Source organism: Limosilactobacillus panis, assembly GCF_019797825.1.
GTDB classification, from domain to species: domain Bacteria; phylum Bacillota; class Bacilli; order Lactobacillales; family Lactobacillaceae; genus Limosilactobacillus; species Limosilactobacillus panis_A.
This window is the reverse complement of record NZ_CP081855.1, coordinates 1,165,045-1,183,537: the sequence shown is the minus strand read 5'-3', so window position 1 is coordinate 1,183,537 and position 18,493 is coordinate 1,165,045. Positions and strand designations below refer to the sequence as shown.

Here is an 18,493-nt window from a genome sequence, read left to right as displayed (position 1 = left end):
TATTATTTATCATGGCGAATTAAAAGAACCGAACCGATTGTACTAATAATTGCGAAGATGGCACCAATATAGCCAATCTCACCAATTGCCAGGAAGTTAACACTGACTGAAGCGGTGAATGAACCCACGGTCACCCCAATGTTTGTACAAATGGGATTAAGGGAAGATGCCAGGTTCATTGCTTCTGGATAGTTGCGGTCAGCGACATTCAAAAACATTACTTGGAGAATTGAACCAGGCATCCCGAGGACCAGACAAATCACGCACAGTAAGATAATGCCGGTGAATGCGTTGGTAAAAGACAGCCCCATCAACAAAAGAAGCAGGAGACAGGCGCCGCTAATCAGGGGCATTTTACTCGTCCCGTACCGTCCAGAGATGGTGCCGGCACAGGTATTCCCAATGATAAACATGATACCAACAAGCCCGAGTAGCAAGTTCAGCTGGGTGGTGCTGTAGTGGAGGACATCGGTGATGATTGGTCGAATGTATGTATAAAAAGTATATTCAGCAGCCATCAGAGCGACCATGATCACGATTCCTAAAAAGATTCGCGGGTCCCGCAGTAACTGAAGCTGATGCATAATTGACCCTTTAGCCTGCTTGGTATTGCGGGGAACCAAGAAAAACAAGAATATCGTAATGATTAAGGTTAAGATACTGATGAAGGCAAAACTAGCGTGCCAGGAAAAAGCGGTGCTAATCGTTGTCCCAATTGGTACCCCAATAATTGTGGCCGTACTAAAGCCTGAAAAGACCGTTGCCACTAACATCGACCGCTTTTGAATAGGAGCGATGATGCTAACGTAGACCAGAACCAGCGAGATAATGGCCCCGGCTACCGCGGCAGTGATTATTCGTGAGGCAAAGAGACAGAGCAGGTTAGGTGAACAGGCTGTCAAGGTATTGCCAACCAGAAAAACGACCATTAAGGTCATCAGCACCTTAAAGCGGTCATACTTTGCGGTTATCGTTGTTAGAACCGGCGTGCAGATGGCATAGGTTAAAGCAAACATGGTTACCAACAACCCAACTGTTGAAAGGGAGGCGTGATAACTTTTGGCAATGTTTGAGATGACCCCCACCACCATAAATTCGTTGCAACCGAGTAAAAAGGCGACGAGGACAAACACAATACTTTGTAAACGATACTTCATAAAGAACTAATCTAATCCCTTCTTCAAGCATATTAATGCAGATAGTGTGCACGTTTTGTTTGGCGGGGACAAAATGGGGATGTTGCTTTTAAAACCCCGGTATTAGTTCAGTGAACTAAACCGTTGATATTATAACATAACCGGTTTAGTAAAACGTTATAATTTAAAAAAATAAGGGGTTAGGAAGCCCCCCTTGTTTAATTGTAAGGGGACCAGCCAGCAAAGGGACTCCCGATTTTGGGTCAAGCTTTTCTGATCTTGTGGTATAGTTTCTGACTTAAAAACAGGGAGGTTAGGAGAAAGAGTAAACAGAAGGCAAAACCACTCTGAATTCCCAGGTGAGAAGACTGACAATGAAGAATATTATTGATGATTCCGACAACGGCAATGATCAGGGCCGTCCCAAACGAGGCCGCAATTTGTCGCATCGTGTTAAAGGTAGCGACGGCATCGGGAACAATCTCGTTTGGCAAAAGGGAGAGGGCCTGAGTCTGTAGGGGAATCAGCATGGTCACTAAACCAAACTGACGGACCGTTTGGAAAATGGTGATCATCAGGACAGTACTCCGGGCACCAATTGCTGCCTGGCAGGTTGTCCCGATAATATCAATGATTAGCCCGGCACCGACGAGGACTTTGATTGGATAGATATCGTAGAAGCGGCCGCTCGTCATTGATAATAAACCGGTCAAAATTGCTCCCGGGAGGACACTAATGGCTGAGACAACGGTGCTTTTACCCAGCACGACTTGGACAAGGAGGGAAATCAGGATGGTGTTCCCGTACATGGTTGCCGTAATCAGCATGTTAATTACCGTTGCTAAGACAAATTGACGGTGAGCAAAAATGCGAAAATTAATCAGTTGGTGGTCACTATGACGTTGGTTGATGTAAAAGAAGGCCAAGGTAATTAACCCAATTGCGACATAACCAATTACGTTAAAGCTGGTTAGTTGGTAGTTGGAAACGTTGGAAAGCCCCATCAGTAATGACCAAAGACCAACCGTGATGGTGATTAGGCCAACCATGTTAAAGCGCGGTGACTCGTTATGTGGAATATAGGGCAGGAAGACAACGGAAAGGATTACCGTGGCAAGGGCGAAAGGCAGGATTAAGATGAAGAGGTACCGCCAGGAAAAGTAGTTCAGCAAGAAACCAGAAAAGGCTGGTCCGAGGATAGGGGCGCAGTTAAAGGCGAGCCCAATGATTCCCATAATTTGTCCCTTCTTTCCCGGCTTGGCGTAACGGATGGCAAGAACGTTAACGAGGGGCATCATCATCCCCGCCCCAATTGCCTGGATCATCCGCGCAATTACGATGAAGGTAAAGCTCATTGCCGCCGCGCCCATCATCGTTCCTAAAAGGAAGATTCCCGCAAACAGGATGAATAAACGACGGAAGGAAAAACGTTTGATGAGGTAGGAGCTGACCGGAATCATGAGAGCGTTAACTAGCATATAACCGTTAATTACCCATTGAACCCGTCCTTCCGAGATATGGAAGACGTTCATAAAGGTCGGAATAGCGATATTCATCAAGGATGAACAAAATAGACCAAAGAAGGTTCCGAAAACCATGATAGCTAGGGCCCGACTAATACGTTGATCTTTCATTGAATAAGATATCTCCTTCGATAAAATTAACAGTAGTTAAGTGTATCAAGTCCCGTTGGAAAGTCAATCATAATTGCAATGCTTCCTAAACAGTTAAAAAGATGCTAGACTAAAATTATCTACATATGTATTAAGAGGGGTGTTAAATGGTGAAAGATTTGCAAATTACGCCGGCTGAATGGCGGGTAATGCGAATCGTATGGACCTTAAATGAAGCAACCAGCCGGGAAATTACGGCAATTCTTCAAAGAAAAGTTGATTGGAAGTCCGCAACGATTAAAACTCTTTTGCACCGCTTAGTTACTAAGGGAGTATTAACTACTACTAAGCATGGTCGGGCCTTCATTTATCATCCGGCGGTTGCGGAACAATCAATGATGTGTCAAGCGGCCGATGATCTCTTTCAAAGTATCTGTGAACGACGGATTGGGCAGACGCTGAACCACGTGCTTAATCAGGTGGAGCTAAGTAAGGATGATATTCGGACTTTACAAGAAACCCTCCAAAAAAAATTGGCGACAGCTCCGGATCAGGTCCAGTGTAACTGTATCCCGGGGAGAAAAATGAACTGTTAGGGAGAAAAGATGATAAAGGGACTAGGAATAGACTTAACAGAAATAGCACGTGTTGCTCACATGGCAAAACAGCATCCCCAGTACGTAAAACGAATTCTAACGCCGCAAGAGATAAGACAGTACCAACAATTTACCGGTCAGCGGGCCAATGAGTACCTCGCTGGCAGATGGTCACTTAAGGAGTCTTTTGCAAAGGCAATGGGTACCGGAATTGGTAAGGCGGTTAGCTTTCAAGATGTTGAAATTATTGACAATCAACTTGGTGCACCAATCGTCACCAAATCGCCCGTTAGCGGGGTGGCCCATGCTTCGGTGAGTCACACTGGTAAATTAGTAATGACAGAGATTATTTTAGAGGATTAGGTAAAGCTTGTTGATGGTTTTTATTAATCATCTGCAGGCTTTTTTAATTTTAAATCAAATAATTTTAGCAATTAAGGTTAATGACTGTAATTACCTAGGTAAAATAATAGAAATATTTATAATTCAGGCCAATTAATTTATTTAGATAAGAAAATAGTTTGACAATCAAAATAATCCTGCATATAATTTGACCATCGAATACTTTGATGTTCGAAATACTTTTTAAATAGAAAGTTGGTGTGATATTTGGCATTAATGACGGCTCAAGAAGTTATGGATTTAATCCCGAATCGCTATCCAATTTGCTACATCGATTACGTAGATTCGATGGTGCCAGGTGAGAGCATTGTCGCGACCAAGAACGTCACCATTAATGAATCGTTCTTTCGCGGCCACTTTCCGCATAACCCAGTAATGCCGGGTGTGTTAATAATTGAAAGCCTTGCCCAGGCAGCTTCGGTTTTGATTCTTAAATCGCCGGAGTTTTACAAAAAGACTGCCTATCTGGGTGCAATTCATAAGGGAAAGTTTCGTAAAATGGTCGTCCCTGGGGACGTAATGAAACTGCATATTAAGATGGTCAAAAAACGTCAGCGAATGGGAATCGTCGATGCAGTGGCGACTGTCGGTGAACGGAAAGTCTGCAGTGCGCAGCTAGTCTTTATCGTTGCCGATCGTCAGGCAAAGATTTAAATGCTTGTTTCGTCTATAATGCATTTTGATATCTTAATTATTTGACATAACAAATAAAAAGGGGAATGCATTATGACCAATGAGTATCAACAAATTAACGAAGCACTAATTAAAATTTATAACGGAATCCTCTGGGTGGAAGAAAAAGAGCTTTGTAAGAGTACTTTTAGCGATTTAACCATCAAGGAACTCCATGCAGTTGATGCTATTTCAATGTATGACCACCAAACCGTTTCCCAGGTGGCAAAGAAACTCCACCTTACTCCGGGAACGATGACGGCCATGACGGACCGTCTAATCAAGAAAGGCTACGTCGAACGTAAGCGTGATAAAGCGGACCGGCGAATAATTCGCTTGTACTTAACTAATAAGGGACGGGTGTTATACCGGGCACACAGGGCCTTTCACAATATGATGGTCAAGAGCTTTTTAAAGGGCATGGATGCTGAAGAGTTATCGATTGTTAACAAGGCGATTCATAACCTGGAGGACTTCCTAAACGAACATGCTTAAAAGGAAAGGTTAGTAGTGAAAAATTGGCGAATTGTTGAGACCGCAAGTGTTGCTCCCCAACAAATCGAAACAAATGATGACCTCAGTAAGTTAATGGACACGTCTGATGAGTGGATTCAATCCCGTACCGGCATCAAGCAACGCCATATTAGCAACGGTGAAAACACCAGTGACTTAGCGGTAAAAGTGGCCACTCGCTTGCTGAAAAAGAGTGGTGTGCCAGCCGGTGACATTGATTTGATTATCGTTGCCACCATGTCACCAGATTCATATACGCCATCGGTTGCTGCAATCGTGCAGGGACAAATTGGTGCACGAAATGCCGTTGCTTTCGATATCTCAGCGGCCTGTTCAGGCTTTGTTTACGCGTTGGCAGTTGCAGGTGGCTTTCTTATGCAGGCCCCATTTCACCGGGCCCTCGTTATCGGCAGTGAGATTCTTTCGAAAATCATTGACTGGCAGGACCGGACAACAGCGGTTTTGTTTGGTGATGGCGCTGGTGGGGTTTTGATTGAGGAGGCTCGTGAAAATTGCCTCTATGGTCAAGACCTGGTCAGCTTTGGGGAACTAAGCGACAAAATTGTTGCCGGTAAGACAAAAGTTGCTACCGATTTTCCTGGCCGGGTTACCAGCTTGTCATCCTTTTCGATGGATGGGCGAGCGGTATACAAATTTGCTACCCACCAAGTACCCGCCTCAATTAAGCAGGCGGCGCAAGATGCGGGAATCGAGCTTAACCAGGTGGACCATTTTTTGCTTCACCAAGCAAACGCGCGAATTATTCGTCAGGTTGCTAAGCGGTTGGATCAGCCGTTAGAAAAGTTTCCAATTAACATTAATGAGTACGGGAACACCTCGGCAGCCAGTGAGCCACTCTTGCTCGATGAGTTGGTTACCCACGGCAAGATAAAACGGGGCGATACGCTTGTCCTGGCCGGTTTTGGCGGTGGCTTGACCATCGGTACAATAATTATCAAATATTAAAGAAGAAAGAGGAATGTAATTATGAGTAAAGATGAAATTTTTAATGACGTTAAGGCAATTGTTGTGGATGAATTAGACATTGATGCAGATAAGGTTAAGCTGGACGCAAATATCCAGGATGACCTTGATGCTGATAGCTTGGATGTCTTTGAAATCATGAACGAACTAGAAGACAAGTTCGATATTGAGTTAGACAGTGATGAATCCGTAAAGACGATTGGTGACGTTGTTGACCTTGTTGCCAAGCAAATCGCAGCCAAGGACTAGGATATGAGACTAGGAATTTTATTTAGTGGTCAAGGCGCCCAAAAGCCGGGAATGGGATTGGATTTTTTATCTGATCCCCTTTTTACAAGCATCGTTTCTCAAGGAAGCCAGATTACCGGGTTGGACCTGGAGAAAATAATGGCTAGCAAGGACGGGGAGTTGAAGCAGACGAAGTATGTTCAGCCCGCCCTTGTGGCAATGAGCTTCGGTATTTACCAAATGCTTAAGCGTGACTTGCCCCAGTTGCCAATCTTCGCAATGGCGGGACTCTCTTTGGGTGAGTACGCGGCATTGATTGCTAGTAAGGCAATTTCTGCAGATCAGGGCCTAAGTCTGTTAAAGGACCGGGGTGCATATATGCAAGCCGATGCTGATCAGGTTGACAGCACGATGGCCGCTGTCTTGAACCCCGTTCATGATAAGGTTGCTGCTATTTGTGATCGTTATTCGCAGGTGTGGATTGCTAACTATAATTCACCGCAACAGGTTGTCTTGGGCGGTGCAACTGACCAGGTCAAGGCAGCTGTTGGTGATATAAAGGCTGAGCAAGCGGCTAAGCGGGTCGTCGTGTTAAAGGTAAGTGGTGCTTTCCATACGCCACTTTTTAACGGTGCAAGAGCCAAGATGCATGACCGGCTAGCAGAAGAGCAGTTCCATAAACCGACAGTCCCGGTAATTAGTAATACAGTCGTAGCCCCCTTTACCGCCGAAAACATCGCTCCCATTATGGAACGGCAGCTGGCGGTTTCGACCCACTTTGGTGAGGACGTTCAGTACATGGTGAAGCTCTTAGAGATTGATGCAACATTAGAGATTGGGCCAGGGAAGAACCTTTCACGCTTTGCCAAGCAAGTCGATTCAAATCTTGTTCGCACCCACATTGGTACGTTGAAGGATTACCAGACTTATTTAAAGGAGAATCAACAATGGAGCTAAAAAATAAGGTCGTCATGATTACCGGAAGTAGTCGTGGCATTGGTGCTGCTATTGCGCTAGCATTCTTAAAAAAAGGATGCCGGGTAATTTTAAACGGTCGCCACGAACTTAATGCGGAGTTGAAGGCCCGTCTTGATCATGTTGGTGGCGAATATGTTTACCTGATGGGTGACCTCGCAAACGCTACCCAGGTTACTTCATTAGCGAAGAAAGCGTGGGATATGTTCGGCGAAATTGACGTGCTAGTTAATAATGCGGGGATTAACCGGGATAAGCTGTTTATCGGAATGAAAGATGCGGATTTTGATGACGTAATCACAACCAACCTCCGTGCTCCCTTTTTCCTGACCCAGCAGGTTCTTAAGAAAATGTATAAGAAGCGGCAGGGTTGCATTATTAATATGGCGAGTGTCGTTGGCCTCCACGGTAATGCCGGTCAGGCAAACTATGCGGTTAGCAAGGCGGGCTTGGTTGGTTTGACTAAGTCGGTTGCTAAGGAAGGGGCGTTGCGCGGTATTCGGTGTAATGCGATTGCTCCCGGAATGATTGACAGCGATATGACCGTTGCTTTATCTGACCACGTTAAAAAGCAAATATCTAAGCAAATCCCCCTGCAGCGGTTTGGTGAGCCGGAAGAGGTGGCCAAAACGGCTGTCTTTCTGGCGGAAAATGATTATATTACTGGCCAAACAATCGTTGTTGATGGTGGAATGACAATTTAGGAGTGAATAAAATGACAAGAGTTGTTGTTACAGGGATGGGCGCAGTTGCCCCCAATGGTAACGGTTTGCACGATTTTGTAGCAAACACCCTCGCGGGGAAGGTGGGCATCAAAAAGATCAGTAAGTTTGATGCAACGCCGACGGGGATTACCGTTGCCGGTGAAGTTGATAATTTTGACCCGAAAGAAGTTGTCGGCAAGAAGTCAGCACGACGAATGGACCTTTATTCACAGTATGCAGTTCAAACGGCAGTTGAAGCGCTGAAAATGGCGGGGATTAATGCGGACAATACTCGCGCTGAAGACCTTGGCGTTATTTATGGCTCTGGTATTGGCGGTTTAACCACCATCCAAGAGCAGATTATTAAGATGCACGAGAAGGGACCTAAGCGGGTCTCACCAATGTTTGTGCCGATGGCAATCGCCAACATGGCTGCTGGTAACATTGCGATTCGCGCTAATGCCCAAAACATTTGCACTTCGATTGTCACTGCCTGTGCCAGTGGTACTAACAGTATTGGCGAAGCATTTCGCCAAGTTAAAGAAGGGCGGGCCCAGGTAATGATTGCCGGTGGGGCGGAAGCCTCTGTTAACGAAATCGGCATTGCTGGCTTTGCGGCCCTTAATGCCTTGTCCACCGCAACAGACCCATTGAAGGCCTCTAAGCCATTTGACCGGGACCGCAATGGCTTTGTACTTGGTGAAGGTGCGGGGGCCCTCATTTTGGAGAGCCTTGAACACGCCGAAAAGCGGGGAGCAAAGATTCTTGGTGAAGTTGTCGGTTATGGCGCTACTGGGGATGCTTATCATATTACTGCTCCTGACCCGGATGGAAAAGGAGCTGCCCGGGCGATGCAAGAAGCAATCGATGAAGCTAATATTAAGCCGGCAGAAGTCGATTACATCAACGCTCACGGAACCGCAACACATGCTAACGATAGTGGTGAAGCTCTTGCTATTAACCATGTATTTGGCAAGGACAACTCCGTTTTGGTCAGTTCGACAAAGGGAATGACTGGGCACCTTTTGGGTGCTGCGGGCGCAATTGAAGCGGTAATTTCTGTTGCTGCGCTTGAAAAAGGTAAGCTGCCAATGAATATTGGTTGTGACCACCAAGACGAAGAATGTCCAGTCAACCTTGTTAATAAGGAAAACCAGGATGCACCAGAGGCAAAGTACGCGTTAAGCAATTCGTTTGGCTTTGGTGGCCATAATGCTGTCTTAGCTTTTAGAAAATGGGGGTAACTTGTTTGGAATTTGATGATATTCAAAAATTAATGACCGGGTTTGAGCACTCCTCAACCCGGGAACTTAAGATTGATGACCACGGTTTCCACCTTTACCTAAGCAAGAATAACCAATCGGCACCCGTTAAAGTTGAAAAGCAGGTTAATGCTGATGATGAAAACGACGCTGCCGAAAAGCCAGCCACTGATTCTAATACCGGCGCAATCAAGGCACCGTTGGTGGGAACAGTTTACCTGCAGCCGAAGCCAGACCAGCCAGCCTATGTTAAAGTCGGTGACCATGTCCACAAGGGGGACGTGGTTTGTGTGATTGAAGCGATGAAGATGATTACCGAGGTTAAAAGTGACCGTGATGGGGTGGTTAAGTCCATCGACGTTGAGAATGGTGACCTCGTAGAATTTAACCAGTCATTGTTTACCATTTCGGAAGGAGAATAATTAATGGCTAAAGTTAATTTAGACTCAACAGATATTCAAAAAATCATTCCGCACCGTTATCCAATGCTGTTGATTGATCGCGTTGAGGAATTAGAACCGGGAAAAATGGCGGTTGCGAGACGAAACGTGACTATTCATGAAGAAGTATTTAATGGTCACTTCCCCAATAATCCGGTTTTGCCTGGCGCTTTGATTGTCGAATCTTTGGCGCAGACCGGTGCGGTTGCTTTGCTGTCTGCCCCCGAATTTAAGGGAAAGACTGCCTATTTTGGTGGAATTCATTCTGCTGAATTTCGGAAGGTTGTTCGCCCTGGTGACTCAATGCAGCTAAAGGTTGAACTAACTAAAATTCGGGGCAATATCGGCGAAGGAAAAGGAACCGCCTTGGTAGATGGCAAACGGGCATGTACCGCTGAAATGACCTTTATGATTGGCTAGGTGAGTTGAATGTTTTCGAAGGTATTGGTTGCTAACCGGGGTGAAATCGCTGTGCGGATTATCCGTTCACTCCGGGAATTAGGAATAAATTCGGTGGCAATTTACTCAACCGCTGACCGGGAAAGTCTCCATGTTCAGTTAGCAGATGAGGCGGTTTGTGTCGGGACGGCACGGCCACAGGATTCATACTTAAATATGCAAAATGTCTTGGCGGCTGCAGTCGGTACCGGTGCGGAGGCAATCCATCCTGGCTTTGGCTTTCTTTCTGAGAATGCCGAGTTTGCAGAAATGTGTGCTGAATGTGGCATCACGTTTATTGGTCCGCGTTCTGAGACGATTGACCTGATGGGGAATAAGGAGCACGCCCGTGTCCAAATGAAGAAGTGTGGTGTTCCAGTTATTCCTGGCAGTGACGGTTACATTCGTGATTATCGGGCGGCGGAACAGGTTGCAAAGAAGATTGGTTATCCGGTCCTGTTAAAAGCGGCTGCCGGGGGTGGCGGAAAAGGTATTCGCCGGGTCGATAGTCCTGACCAGATGGAGCGGTCCTTTAGTGATGCTCAAAATGAGGCCCGCCTGTCATTTAATGATGATCGGATGTATTTGGAAAAGATCATGACCGACGTTAAGCACATCGAAGTTCAGGCCTTTCGGGACCAGTTTGGCCATGCAGTTTACTTTCCTGAACGGGATTGTTCATTGCAACGTAATAAGCAGAAGGTCCTTGAAGAAAGCCCCTGCTGCCTGATTACACCAAAGCAGCGGGCCGCACTTGGTAAAATTGCTCTCCGGGCTGTGAATGCTATTGACTATTTGAACACGGGGACGCTTGAATTCTTAATGGATAAGGACCATCATTTTTACTTTATGGAAATGAACACCCGGATTCAGGTTGAGCACACCGTTACGGAAATGGTTACGGGAATTGACCTTGTTAAAGCACAGTTAAAAGTTGCTGACGGGCAGCCGTTGCCATTTAAACAGGATGATATCCGTTTGAACGGGGTCGCAATTGAATGCCGGATTAATGCCGAAGACCCGGCAAAAAACTTCATGCCTTCAACTGGGAAGGTCAATTACCTTTACCTGCCAGTGGGCAACCTCGGGATGCGGATTGATACGGCCCTTTACCCGGGAACAACGGTCACGCCATTTTATGATTCCATGATTGCGAAGGTGATCGCCCATGGTCATAATCGGCAAGAAGCAGTTGAAAAATTAAAGCGTCTTTTAAACGAGATGGTAATTATGGGAATTCATACGAACCAAAACTTCCATTTAGCAATCCTTAATGATCCTGGATTTTTAGATGGTCACTTTACCACGACCTACTTAGAAAAGACGTTTATGCCACGTTGGAAAGGAGGGCAGGAACATAATGAAACTCTATGAGCAAGATAACACACTATCGGCCCAGCATGTGAAGGCTGATAAGCAAGCAGACTCGAAGGTACCAAATGGCCTTTGGCGAAAGTGCCCAAAGTGTGGGGCCACGGTCCTATCTAAGCAAATTGACCAATACGCGACCTGCCCGTCCTGTCACTATGGATTTCGAATCAGCGCGCACCAGCGTTTGAAATGGGCGGTTGATCATTTTTCTGACCTCGATGAGCAGCTGACTTCTGACGATCCGCTAAGTTTCCCAGGCTACAAGAAGAAGCTGGTGGCCTGCCAAGCCAAAACGGGGTTAAACGATTCAGTTTTGACCGGAGAAGCAAGCATTAAAGATATGCACTTTGCGTTTGGCGTAATGGACCCTACCTTTATCATGGGTTCTTTAGGAACGGTAACGGGTGAAAAGATCACCCGGATGTTTGAACGTGCGACGGCACAACGATTACCCGTCGTTTTGTGGACGGCTTCTGGTGGTGCCCGGATGCAGGAAGGCATTATGTCGTTAATGCAAATGGCCAAGATTTCAAATGCGGTGGCACAACATTCGGCGGCGGGACTCTTGTACATTGTGGTTTTAACGGATCCCACGACGGGTGGGGTTACTGCTAGCTTCGCGATGCAAGGTGATATTACCATTGCTGAGCCCCATGCCCTAGTTGGCTTTGCCGGTCGCCGGGTCATTGAACAAACCATTCAGCAAAAGATCCCTAAGGACCTCCAGGATGCCGAGAACTTGGTCAAACACGGTTTTATCGACCGGATAGTACGACGAGAAGATGAAAAAGCGGAATTATACCGGTTACTAAAGTTGGGAGGTGGCAGAAATCACGAAGAATAATGCAGCAGCAGTGGTTGCTGCTGCCCGGAGCAAGCAAAAAATCACTACAAAAGAACTTATTACGCAATTATTTCCTAATTTTATTCAACTTCATGGTGATCGTTGTGGCGGCGATGATCCGGCAATCGTTGGTGGTCTAGCTACTTTTGCTCATCAACCGGTAACCGTCATTGCCACCGACCGCGGAACAGCAATTGAAGAACGGGTCGCAACCCACTTCGGTTGCCCCACCCCTAGTGGTTATCGTAAAGCATTACGATTAGCTAAACAGGCGGCCAAGTTTCACCGGCCGGTTCTTTTTTTTGTAAACACTCCGGGTGCTTATCCTGGCCAATCAGCCGAAGAGGATGGACAAGGTGCCGCCATTGCGGACAACTTGTTACAGATTAGTCAGTTGCCAACACCCATCATCACCGTTATCTTTGGTGAAGGCGGTAGTGGGGGTGCTTTAGCGTTGGCCTGTGGTGATGAGGTCTGGATGCTAGAAAATAGCACTTATTCGATTTTATCTCCAGAAGGTTTTGCTTCAATCCTGTGGAAAGATAGTAGTCGCAGTGACGAAGCAGCGGAAATTATGCAACTGACGCCTAGCGACCTTTTAAGAAAGCGGGTAATCGAAGGCATTATTCCCGAACCAGCTGATCACCAGCAAGTTACGGCTGAAATTCGCGATGTCCTTTCTAAGCGGTTAAAAAAGTTGAATGAATTTTCTGGTGCGGAGCTTTTGCAAAGGCGCCAAAAACGGTATCGGAAATTTTAAGAGGAGCGAGAAAAAAGAATGGGAATTTTAGATCAAAAGAAAATTATTGTGATGGGGGTTGCAAACCGGCGTTCAATTGCGTGGGGATGTGCCCAAGAAATGGCTAAGCAAGGAGCCGAAATCATTTATACCTACCAAAATGAACGGATGAAGAAAAGCGTTAGTCGACTAGTCAATGACGATGATTACCTGATTGAATGTGATGTGTCAAGCGACGACAGTATTTCGACTGCTTTTCAAAAAATCAAAAGTGATTTTGGCAAGGTTGACGGTATTGTTCACGCCATTGCCTTTGCCAAAAAGGAAGAGTTGAACGGTTCAATCCTTTCAACAACGCGGGCGGGCTACGCACTTGCCCAGGATGTTTCCGCATATTCACTTCTGGCAGTTGCAAAGTGTGCGCATGATTTAGACCTCCTAAATGACCCCGCTAGCATTGTCACTCTGACATATTTTGGCTCAGAACGGGCAATCCCGGGCTACAATGTAATGGGCGTTGCCAAGGCGGCCCTGGAAGCCAATGTCCGGTACTTGGCCCGGGATATGGGTGAATACGGCGTCCGGGTTAATGCTATTTCTGCTGGAGCAATGAAAACACTAGCGGTCACCGGGATTGGTGGTCATTCTAATCTTTTGAAGATTTCAAAAGAGCGGACAGTCGATAACCAAAGTGTTACCCTCGAAGAAATTGGTGATGCTTGCGCCTTTTTGATGAGTAATTTATCCACGGGGGTTGTTGGTGACATTATTTATGTTGATAAGGGTGTCCACCTGATTTGAAAATAAAATGCAATATAAAAGATCCGCAGCGTTCAACTTAATGAGCGCTACGGATCTTTTAGTATTTAAGCTATTTTTCTTCTTTCTTCTGATCGTCGTTATCATCATCAGCCTGAGATTTTTTCTTCAGCTTTATATAAACGACCTTGAACTTCTTAACATAAGAGTTTTGCAGGTCTAAAGGTGTGAAGGAGAAGTTGTCCACCCGAATCGGCTGACCAACCTTTAAATCATACTGACGTTCCAAAAAGAAACCGGTCAACGTTGTAACTTCAGACTTTTCAAACTGAGCGATTTTAGTGTGGAAGTATCGTTCAAAGTCGTCAAGCGGCATCTTCCCAGATACTTCATAGGTTGGATTCCCTTTGGCATCGGGATCCTTCTTTTCAATCATGTCAGAAGTGGCATGGTCAATTTCTTCGCCCACGGTACCAAAGAGTTCTTCATAAATATCCTTATCTGTAATAATACCAGAAGTACCACCGTACTCATCCTGGACAACAACGATTGGAACCTGCTTCTTAACCATGGTTTGCAGGACACTGGTGATGGGTTCATTCTCATAAACGATGGGGATTCGCCGCATAATTGTTCGAATTGACTGCTGGGGATTGATTTGGTTTTGCCGCATCACATCGTAGGAGAAGATGTACCCTAAGATGTGGTCTTTATCATTATTCGCAACAACGGGGACCCGGGTAAACTTCTTTTCAAAGTAAAGCTTAGCGGCGTCTTCAATTGAAGCTTGAATATCAATGACGGCCAGCTGGGTCCGGTCAATCATGATATCTCCGGCAACCTTATCATTCATTTCAAATGCTCGCTGCATGAAAAGAACATCCTCTTTATCCATTTCACCCGCCTTTTCAGACTGACGAGAAAGGGTCACAATTTCATTTTGCGAATAAGTATCTTCTTCAGGCTGAACGTTAAATCCTAATAGCTTAGTGACCCCTGCAGCAGCCACCGCGAACAACCATACGAATGGGTAAAAGATCGTGTGGAAGAACTGAACGGGGTGAACAATTGCTAAAAGGATCGGTACCGGGCGGTCAATTGCCATGTTCTTAGGAACCAAATCAGTAAAGACGGCGTGGAAGAAGGTGAAGATCAGAACACCGATAACTGGCGCCAGTGGTTTCAACACGCTTTCGGGAATCAAGTGAATCTTCATAAGTAAGTCAGTAATGAACTCATCACCAATCCACCCTAAAATCAGCGACGTCATGGTAACACCAACCTGGGCAGTTGATAGGTACTCGTTCAGGTTATTGACCATGTGAATTGCTCGCTTGACTTTCCGTGTCTGGCGGAGTTCGGCTAGTTCGCTGGGCCGAACCTTAACAACTGAGTATTCTAGCAGCGTGAAGAGGGCCGCAAGAAGAAGAATCAATATAATAACAACTAATCTAAACCAATAAGATGACCATAGTGCATCCATATTACAAACTTCACCTAGGCTTTCATTTCTATTTTCATATCTATTGTATCAATTCACTTTTTAGGTGACCAACTATTTAGTAAAAAAGTGCGGTAAAATTAGTTTAATTACATTAATGGGGTGAATTTAATGGGAAATCAGCACGAGGCAGTTAAAAAAACGACCCGGTTAAAAGAAATTGTGGCAGTGATGCGAAAGTACCACTTTTTGTCTAACTTTTATCGGCAGGGAAATCCAGAAGCAATCTGTGCTGCCTTGCAGGAGCTGGGTCCAACCTTTGTCAAGTTGGGGCAAATTCTGTCGACACGACCAGACTTAGTTTCCCCTGAATACGTTAAAGCTTTACGGAAACTGCAGGATCAGGTCACCGCGGACCCCTTTAGTAGCGTTGAGCATACCTTTGAGGCGGCAACCGGGAAGAAAATCGCCACAACCTTCGTTAATTTCGACCGCCACCCCTTTGCCTCAGCATCAATCGGCCAGGTTCATCACGCGACATTATTTGATGGGACGGCTGTGGTCGTTAAGGTCCAACACCCAACGGTTACCCAGTTAGTTAACACTGATTTGGCATTGTTACGGCAGGCAATTAAATTATTAAAGTATGTGCCCACCGGGAAAATGGTGGTGGACCTGGACAAGACGCTAGATGAACTCAGCCGGTCTCTTCTTAGTGAAATTGACACCCTTAAAGAGGCGCAAAATGGGGCCGAGTTTTACCACCTGAATAATGGGGATGGAATTTTTCAAGTACCTAAGGTCTATTTGACTGACTGTGCACCACAAGTCCTGGTAAATCAGGCGATGACAGGAGAAAGTATTCGTACTTTATTCAAAAAGAGCGATGATGAAGCAGTTATTAAACGCAATAGGTACCTTGCGGAGGCGCTCGTACGAAACTTCATGAAGCAGGTTTTTGTTGACCACTTTTTCCATGCCGATCCACATCCAGGAAACATCTTATTTAGTCCTGGTCAAAGTGGTGAACAAAAGATAACCAGGCAGGTTGATAAACGAGTAGGGAGCCGTCAGGTTTCGTATCGCCAATTAGAGGAATTACCACCATACCGACTAACTTATCTCGACTTCGGGATGATGGGGCGGTTAACCCCGGTGATGGCAGATGGTATTGCGGAAGTTATTCTTGCATTAACAACTAAGAATAATAACCGCATCGCGCGGGCTGTTTTAGGGATTTGTAACCAGACTGGGGATTTGAATGAAAACCAGTTTACCAGGCAGCTAGCAAAATTCCTCCGTCCTTATCTTGCGGAAGGTGTCGGGCAGATTGACTTTGCTAACATGCTTTACCGGATTATTCAACTATGTCAGAAAAATAATTTACAAATCAAACCCGAAGTGACCCTGCTAATTAAAGCTTTTGGGACGTTAGAGTCCACGGTAGCTAAATTGGATCCTGATATTTCAATGATGGCAGTTGCCCGACCATTTGGCATTGCTTATTTAAAGCGTAAGCTTAATGCGCGTAATCTAGTGGACGATAGCATTTTTCAAAGTATTGCCACTTTGCAATCAATAAATAAATTGCCAGAAAAGATTGATACGGCACTAGAAGCCTTTAGCAACGGAGACATTGAAATTAAGTTACGGTATAAAGAACAGTCAAAGCTTCTCAAACAGGTCGAACGAATTACTAACCGCTTCCTGGTCGTCATTATCTTAGCAGCGGTCATTTTAGGGTCGTCTTTGCTGGTAGAAAACAGTACGCAACATCCCCATATCTACCATCTAGGTGTAACGGGGTACGCGATATCGATTGCCGTCATCATTATCTTGCTCGTTAGCGAATTGGTCCATCGTTTTCGGCGCTGGCGCAACCAGAATAAGTAGGCGTGGCGATCACTTATGAATAACGATATGGAAGTTATTTTGATTGCATTAATGACCGCCTTTGTCTGGGGAACTACTATCTTTTTGGTGTTAGTTCGTCACTTTGATAACCAGCAGACAATCTTACGGTACAACTTCTGGATAACCTTCTTGATGGTCGTCAATATCATGGTATGTCTCCCTGCCTTATTCTTGGTTAATCAGCAAGAATTAAGCTGGTTAGGCAACCTGGCTTGGCTACTATCATTTGGTACCGACACGCTCATAACGGCTGGCTTAGTTATTTTCATTCTGATTTCATGGTCATGGCACTACCAACGGTTACCAGTAAATTTTGATTTTTTAGTCGTGTTAGGGGCCGGATTGAATAAGGGGAGGGTCCCACCAGTACTAGCAGCGCGGCTTGAGCGTGCTTATTTACTTTGGCATTCTAATTCAACTGCCAAAGTAATTGTAACTGGTGGACGGGTTCACCAGGATGAGATTTCCGAAGCTGTTGCGATGGCAGCCTATTTACGGAAGCGTGGTATTCCATCGAAACAGATTATCTGCGAAGAAGCTGCCCTTAACACATGGCAAAATTTACGGAATTGTGCGAAGATTATTAATAAAAAATGGACAGGGGCGGCTATGCCACAAGTGGTAGTTGTTACTAGTTCATTTCATGTTTTACGGGCAAAGAGCTATGGCCATCGGCTCGGCCTGCACTTTAATTTTACTGGGGCGCCAACACCATGGCCGTATTTACCATTAACAACCATTCGTGATTACCTCGGTAATATCCGTGATCATCGCTACTTTGCAACCATGATTCTGCTTATCGTATTACTAATAATAGGAGTAATTTTATATTAATAAAGCGACTTGATGACTGATTACTCAGTGTTCAAGCCGCTTTATTGCTATTTGTTCTTGTAGACCGCAATTTCAATTAAGTTGTTATCGGGGTCGTGAACATAGATTGAGGTCATCGCTCCTTCGGAACCGTGCTTTTCAACCGGGCCCTCAATTACATCAATATAGTAACTTTTCAGGTGATGAATAATATCGTTTAACTTGTCACCGGCAACAATGCAAAAATCGGCAGCACCAATTGCCGGTTTGGCTGCTTTTAAGTTTGTTGGCCGGTCACCCTTTTGTAAGCGAATCAGTTGGTGACCACAGCGAAGGGTAATTAGGTGGTCGTTGCTTTGCTTATCAATAACGGGCATATCAAAAACTTCGTGATAAAAGCGCATCGATTCTTCAAGGTCACTAACTGTCAAAACGATATGATCAATTCTTCGCATTTTCATATGTAAATTCCTCTTTTCCTGAGATAATATTATACCCTAGTTGGGCCGCCGATGTCAGTTAGCTAACGGTTGGGATATTTTGGGTGCAAAGAGGGTTGATATTTATATCAATAGCTGATCCTTACCGTATCAGTGGCCCTATATTAGTCAGGGCAAGGGCGCTCTGATGTTCATAAATTGAACCCTTA

Annotated in this window: 21 protein-coding genes; 17 read left to right on the top strand and 4 right to left on the bottom strand. The window is 45.3% G+C overall.

Annotated features, from left to right (window positions below):
* Positions 1-2 precede the first annotated feature (2 nt).
* Complete coding sequence (locus tag KZE55_RS05700) at positions 3-1,157, bottom strand: MFS transporter (protein ID WP_222257765.1); 1,155 nt, start codon at positions 1,155-1,157, stop codon at positions 3-5.
* A 242-nt stretch (positions 1,158-1,399) separates the two neighbouring features.
* A complete protein-coding gene (locus KZE55_RS05695) occupies positions 1,400-2,770 on the bottom strand; it encodes a DHA2 family efflux MFS transporter permease subunit (protein ID WP_222257764.1) in 1,371 nt (456 codons plus the stop codon).
* Positions 2,771-2,916: 146 nt separating this feature from the next.
* Here KZE55_RS05695 and KZE55_RS05690 point away from each other — a divergent pair, with 146 nt between their 5' ends.
* The 15 genes from KZE55_RS05690 to fabI all read left to right on the top strand — a co-directional run bounded on the left by KZE55_RS05690 (position 2,917) and on the right by fabI (position 13,718).
* Entirely contained in the window at positions 2,917-3,345 is a 429-nt protein-coding gene (locus KZE55_RS05690) for a CopY/TcrY family copper transport repressor (protein WP_222257763.1), read from the top strand.
* 9 nt (positions 3,346-3,354) lie between these two features.
* Positions 3,355-3,708, top strand: a complete 354-nt coding sequence (acpS, locus tag KZE55_RS05685) for a holo-ACP synthase (RefSeq protein ID WP_047767570.1) — start codon at positions 3,355-3,357, stop codon at positions 3,706-3,708.
* 246 nt (positions 3,709-3,954) lie between these two features.
* Positions 3,955-4,401, top strand: a complete 447-nt coding sequence (gene fabZ / locus KZE55_RS05680; protein ID WP_222257762.1) for a 3-hydroxyacyl-ACP dehydratase FabZ — start codon at positions 3,955-3,957, stop codon at positions 4,399-4,401.
* A gap of 72 nt (positions 4,402-4,473) precedes the next feature.
* Positions 4,474-4,914 (top strand): MarR family winged helix-turn-helix transcriptional regulator, encoded by a 441-nt coding sequence (locus KZE55_RS05675; protein ID WP_222257761.1) that lies wholly within the window; start codon positions 4,474-4,476, stop codon positions 4,912-4,914.
* A gap of 15 nt (positions 4,915-4,929) precedes the next feature.
* Positions 4,930-5,898 carry a beta-ketoacyl-ACP synthase III gene (locus KZE55_RS05670; protein WP_222257760.1) on the top strand — a complete coding sequence of 323 codons (969 nt, stop codon included), beginning with the start codon at positions 4,930-4,932 and terminating at the stop codon, positions 5,896-5,898.
* A gap of 21 nt (positions 5,899-5,919) precedes the next feature.
* Positions 5,920-6,165 carry an acyl carrier protein gene (locus tag KZE55_RS05665; protein WP_222257759.1) on the top strand — a complete coding sequence of 82 codons (246 nt, stop codon included), beginning with the start codon at positions 5,920-5,922 and terminating at the stop codon, positions 6,163-6,165.
* Between the two features lie 3 nt (positions 6,166-6,168).
* Positions 6,169-7,101 carry an ACP S-malonyltransferase gene (locus KZE55_RS05660; RefSeq protein ID WP_222257758.1) on the top strand — a complete coding sequence of 311 codons (933 nt, stop codon included), beginning with the start codon at positions 6,169-6,171 and terminating at the stop codon, positions 7,099-7,101.
* Positions 7,092-7,823: a 3-oxoacyl-[acyl-carrier-protein] reductase gene (gene fabG / locus KZE55_RS05655; protein ID WP_222257757.1), complete on the top strand. Its 732-nt coding sequence runs from the start codon at positions 7,092-7,094 to the stop codon at positions 7,821-7,823. The genes KZE55_RS05660 and fabG overlap by 10 nt, the downstream gene beginning before the upstream one ends.
* Positions 7,824-7,834: 11 nt before the next feature.
* Complete coding sequence (gene fabF / locus KZE55_RS05650; protein ID WP_222257756.1) at positions 7,835-9,067, top strand: beta-ketoacyl-ACP synthase II; 1,233 nt, start codon at positions 7,835-7,837, stop codon at positions 9,065-9,067.
* Positions 9,068-9,072: 5 nt separating this feature from the next.
* On the top strand, positions 9,073-9,507 hold the full coding sequence (locus tag KZE55_RS05645) for an acetyl-CoA carboxylase biotin carboxyl carrier protein (RefSeq protein WP_222257755.1): 435 nt from the start codon (positions 9,073-9,075) through the stop codon (positions 9,505-9,507).
* Positions 9,508-9,510: 3 nt separating this feature from the next.
* On the top strand, positions 9,511-9,945 hold the full coding sequence (fabZ, locus tag KZE55_RS05640; protein ID WP_047767588.1) for a 3-hydroxyacyl-ACP dehydratase FabZ: 435 nt from the start codon (positions 9,511-9,513) through the stop codon (positions 9,943-9,945).
* Between the two features lie 9 nt (positions 9,946-9,954).
* On the top strand, positions 9,955-11,337 hold the full coding sequence (gene accC / locus KZE55_RS05635; RefSeq protein ID WP_222257754.1) for an acetyl-CoA carboxylase biotin carboxylase subunit: 1,383 nt from the start codon (positions 9,955-9,957) through the stop codon (positions 11,335-11,337).
* On the top strand, positions 11,324-12,178 hold the full coding sequence (gene accD / locus KZE55_RS05630; RefSeq protein ID WP_222257753.1) for an acetyl-CoA carboxylase, carboxyltransferase subunit beta: 855 nt from the start codon (positions 11,324-11,326) through the stop codon (positions 12,176-12,178). The genes accC and accD overlap by 14 nt, the downstream gene beginning before the upstream one ends.
* Positions 12,165-12,938 (top strand): carboxyltransferase subunit alpha, encoded by a 774-nt coding sequence (gene accA / locus KZE55_RS05625; RefSeq protein ID WP_222259941.1) that lies wholly within the window; start codon positions 12,165-12,167, stop codon positions 12,936-12,938. Before accD ends, accA begins: the two co-directional genes overlap by 14 nt.
* 18 nt (positions 12,939-12,956) lie before the next feature.
* A complete protein-coding gene (gene fabI / locus KZE55_RS05620; protein WP_222257752.1) occupies positions 12,957-13,718 on the top strand; it encodes an enoyl-ACP reductase FabI in 762 nt (253 codons plus the stop codon).
* A 70-nt stretch (positions 13,719-13,788) separates the two neighbouring features.
* On the opposite strand, the gene KZE55_RS05615 is transcribed toward fabI, so the two are convergent.
* The gene (locus KZE55_RS05615; protein WP_222257751.1) at positions 13,789-15,159 is read right to left on the bottom strand and encodes a hemolysin family protein; all 1,371 of its coding nucleotides are present in this window, start codon (positions 15,157-15,159) and stop codon (positions 13,789-13,791) included.
* A 129-nt stretch (positions 15,160-15,288) separates the two neighbouring features.
* Between KZE55_RS05615 and KZE55_RS05610 the strand changes: the two genes are divergently transcribed.
* Both KZE55_RS05610 and KZE55_RS05605 read left to right on the top strand, forming a co-directional pair.
* The gene (locus KZE55_RS05610) at positions 15,289-17,010 is read left to right on the top strand and encodes an ABC1 kinase family protein (protein WP_222257750.1); all 1,722 of its coding nucleotides are present in this window, start codon (positions 15,289-15,291) and stop codon (positions 17,008-17,010) included.
* Positions 17,011-17,025: 15 nt separating this feature from the next.
* On the top strand, positions 17,026-17,865 hold the full coding sequence (locus tag KZE55_RS05605) for a YdcF family protein (RefSeq protein WP_222257749.1): 840 nt from the start codon (positions 17,026-17,028) through the stop codon (positions 17,863-17,865).
* Between the two features lie 47 nt (positions 17,866-17,912).
* Here the strand turns inward: KZE55_RS05605 and KZE55_RS05600 are convergent, their stop codons facing one another.
* On the bottom strand, positions 17,913-18,305 hold the full coding sequence (locus KZE55_RS05600) for a VOC family protein (RefSeq protein ID WP_047767605.1): 393 nt from the start codon (positions 18,303-18,305) through the stop codon (positions 17,913-17,915).
* Positions 18,306-18,493 lie beyond the last annotated feature (188 nt).

Coding starts and splice junctions, on each gene's coding strand:
- fabZ (WP_047767588.1), top strand. CDS start 9,511: ATGGCTAAAGTTAATTTAGACTCAACAGATATTCAAAAAATCATTCCG.
- KZE55_RS05610 (WP_222257750.1), top strand. CDS start 15,289: ATGGGAAATCAGCACGAGGCAGTTAAAAAAACGACCCGGTTAAAAGAA.
- KZE55_RS05690 (WP_222257763.1), top strand. CDS start 2,917: ATGGTGAAAGATTTGCAAATTACGCCGGCTGAATGGCGGGTAATGCGA.
- KZE55_RS05615 (WP_222257751.1), bottom strand. CDS start 15,159: ATGGATGCACTATGGTCATCTTATTGGTTTAGATTAGTTGTTATTATA.
- KZE55_RS05665 (WP_222257759.1), top strand. CDS start 5,920: ATGAGTAAAGATGAAATTTTTAATGACGTTAAGGCAATTGTTGTGGAT.
- KZE55_RS05675 (WP_222257761.1), top strand. CDS start 4,474: ATGACCAATGAGTATCAACAAATTAACGAAGCACTAATTAAAATTTAT.
- fabI (WP_222257752.1), top strand. CDS start 12,957: ATGGGAATTTTAGATCAAAAGAAAATTATTGTGATGGGGGTTGCAAAC.
- accD (WP_222257753.1), top strand. CDS start 11,324: ATGAAACTCTATGAGCAAGATAACACACTATCGGCCCAGCATGTGAAG.
- KZE55_RS05700 (WP_222257765.1), bottom strand. CDS start 1,157: ATGAAGTATCGTTTACAAAGTATTGTGTTTGTCCTCGTCGCCTTTTTA.
- fabF (WP_222257756.1), top strand. CDS start 7,835: ATGACAAGAGTTGTTGTTACAGGGATGGGCGCAGTTGCCCCCAATGGT.
- KZE55_RS05605 (WP_222257749.1), top strand. CDS start 17,026: ATGAATAACGATATGGAAGTTATTTTGATTGCATTAATGACCGCCTTT.
- KZE55_RS05660 (WP_222257758.1), top strand. CDS start 6,169: ATGAGACTAGGAATTTTATTTAGTGGTCAAGGCGCCCAAAAGCCGGGA.
- acpS (WP_047767570.1), top strand. CDS start 3,355: ATGATAAAGGGACTAGGAATAGACTTAACAGAAATAGCACGTGTTGCT.
- KZE55_RS05600 (WP_047767605.1), bottom strand. CDS start 18,305: ATGAAAATGCGAAGAATTGATCATATCGTTTTGACAGTTAGTGACCTT.
- accC (WP_222257754.1), top strand. CDS start 9,955: ATGTTTTCGAAGGTATTGGTTGCTAACCGGGGTGAAATCGCTGTGCGG.
- KZE55_RS05695 (WP_222257764.1), bottom strand. CDS start 2,770: ATGAAAGATCAACGTATTAGTCGGGCCCTAGCTATCATGGTTTTCGGA.
- fabG (WP_222257757.1), top strand. CDS start 7,092: ATGGAGCTAAAAAATAAGGTCGTCATGATTACCGGAAGTAGTCGTGGC.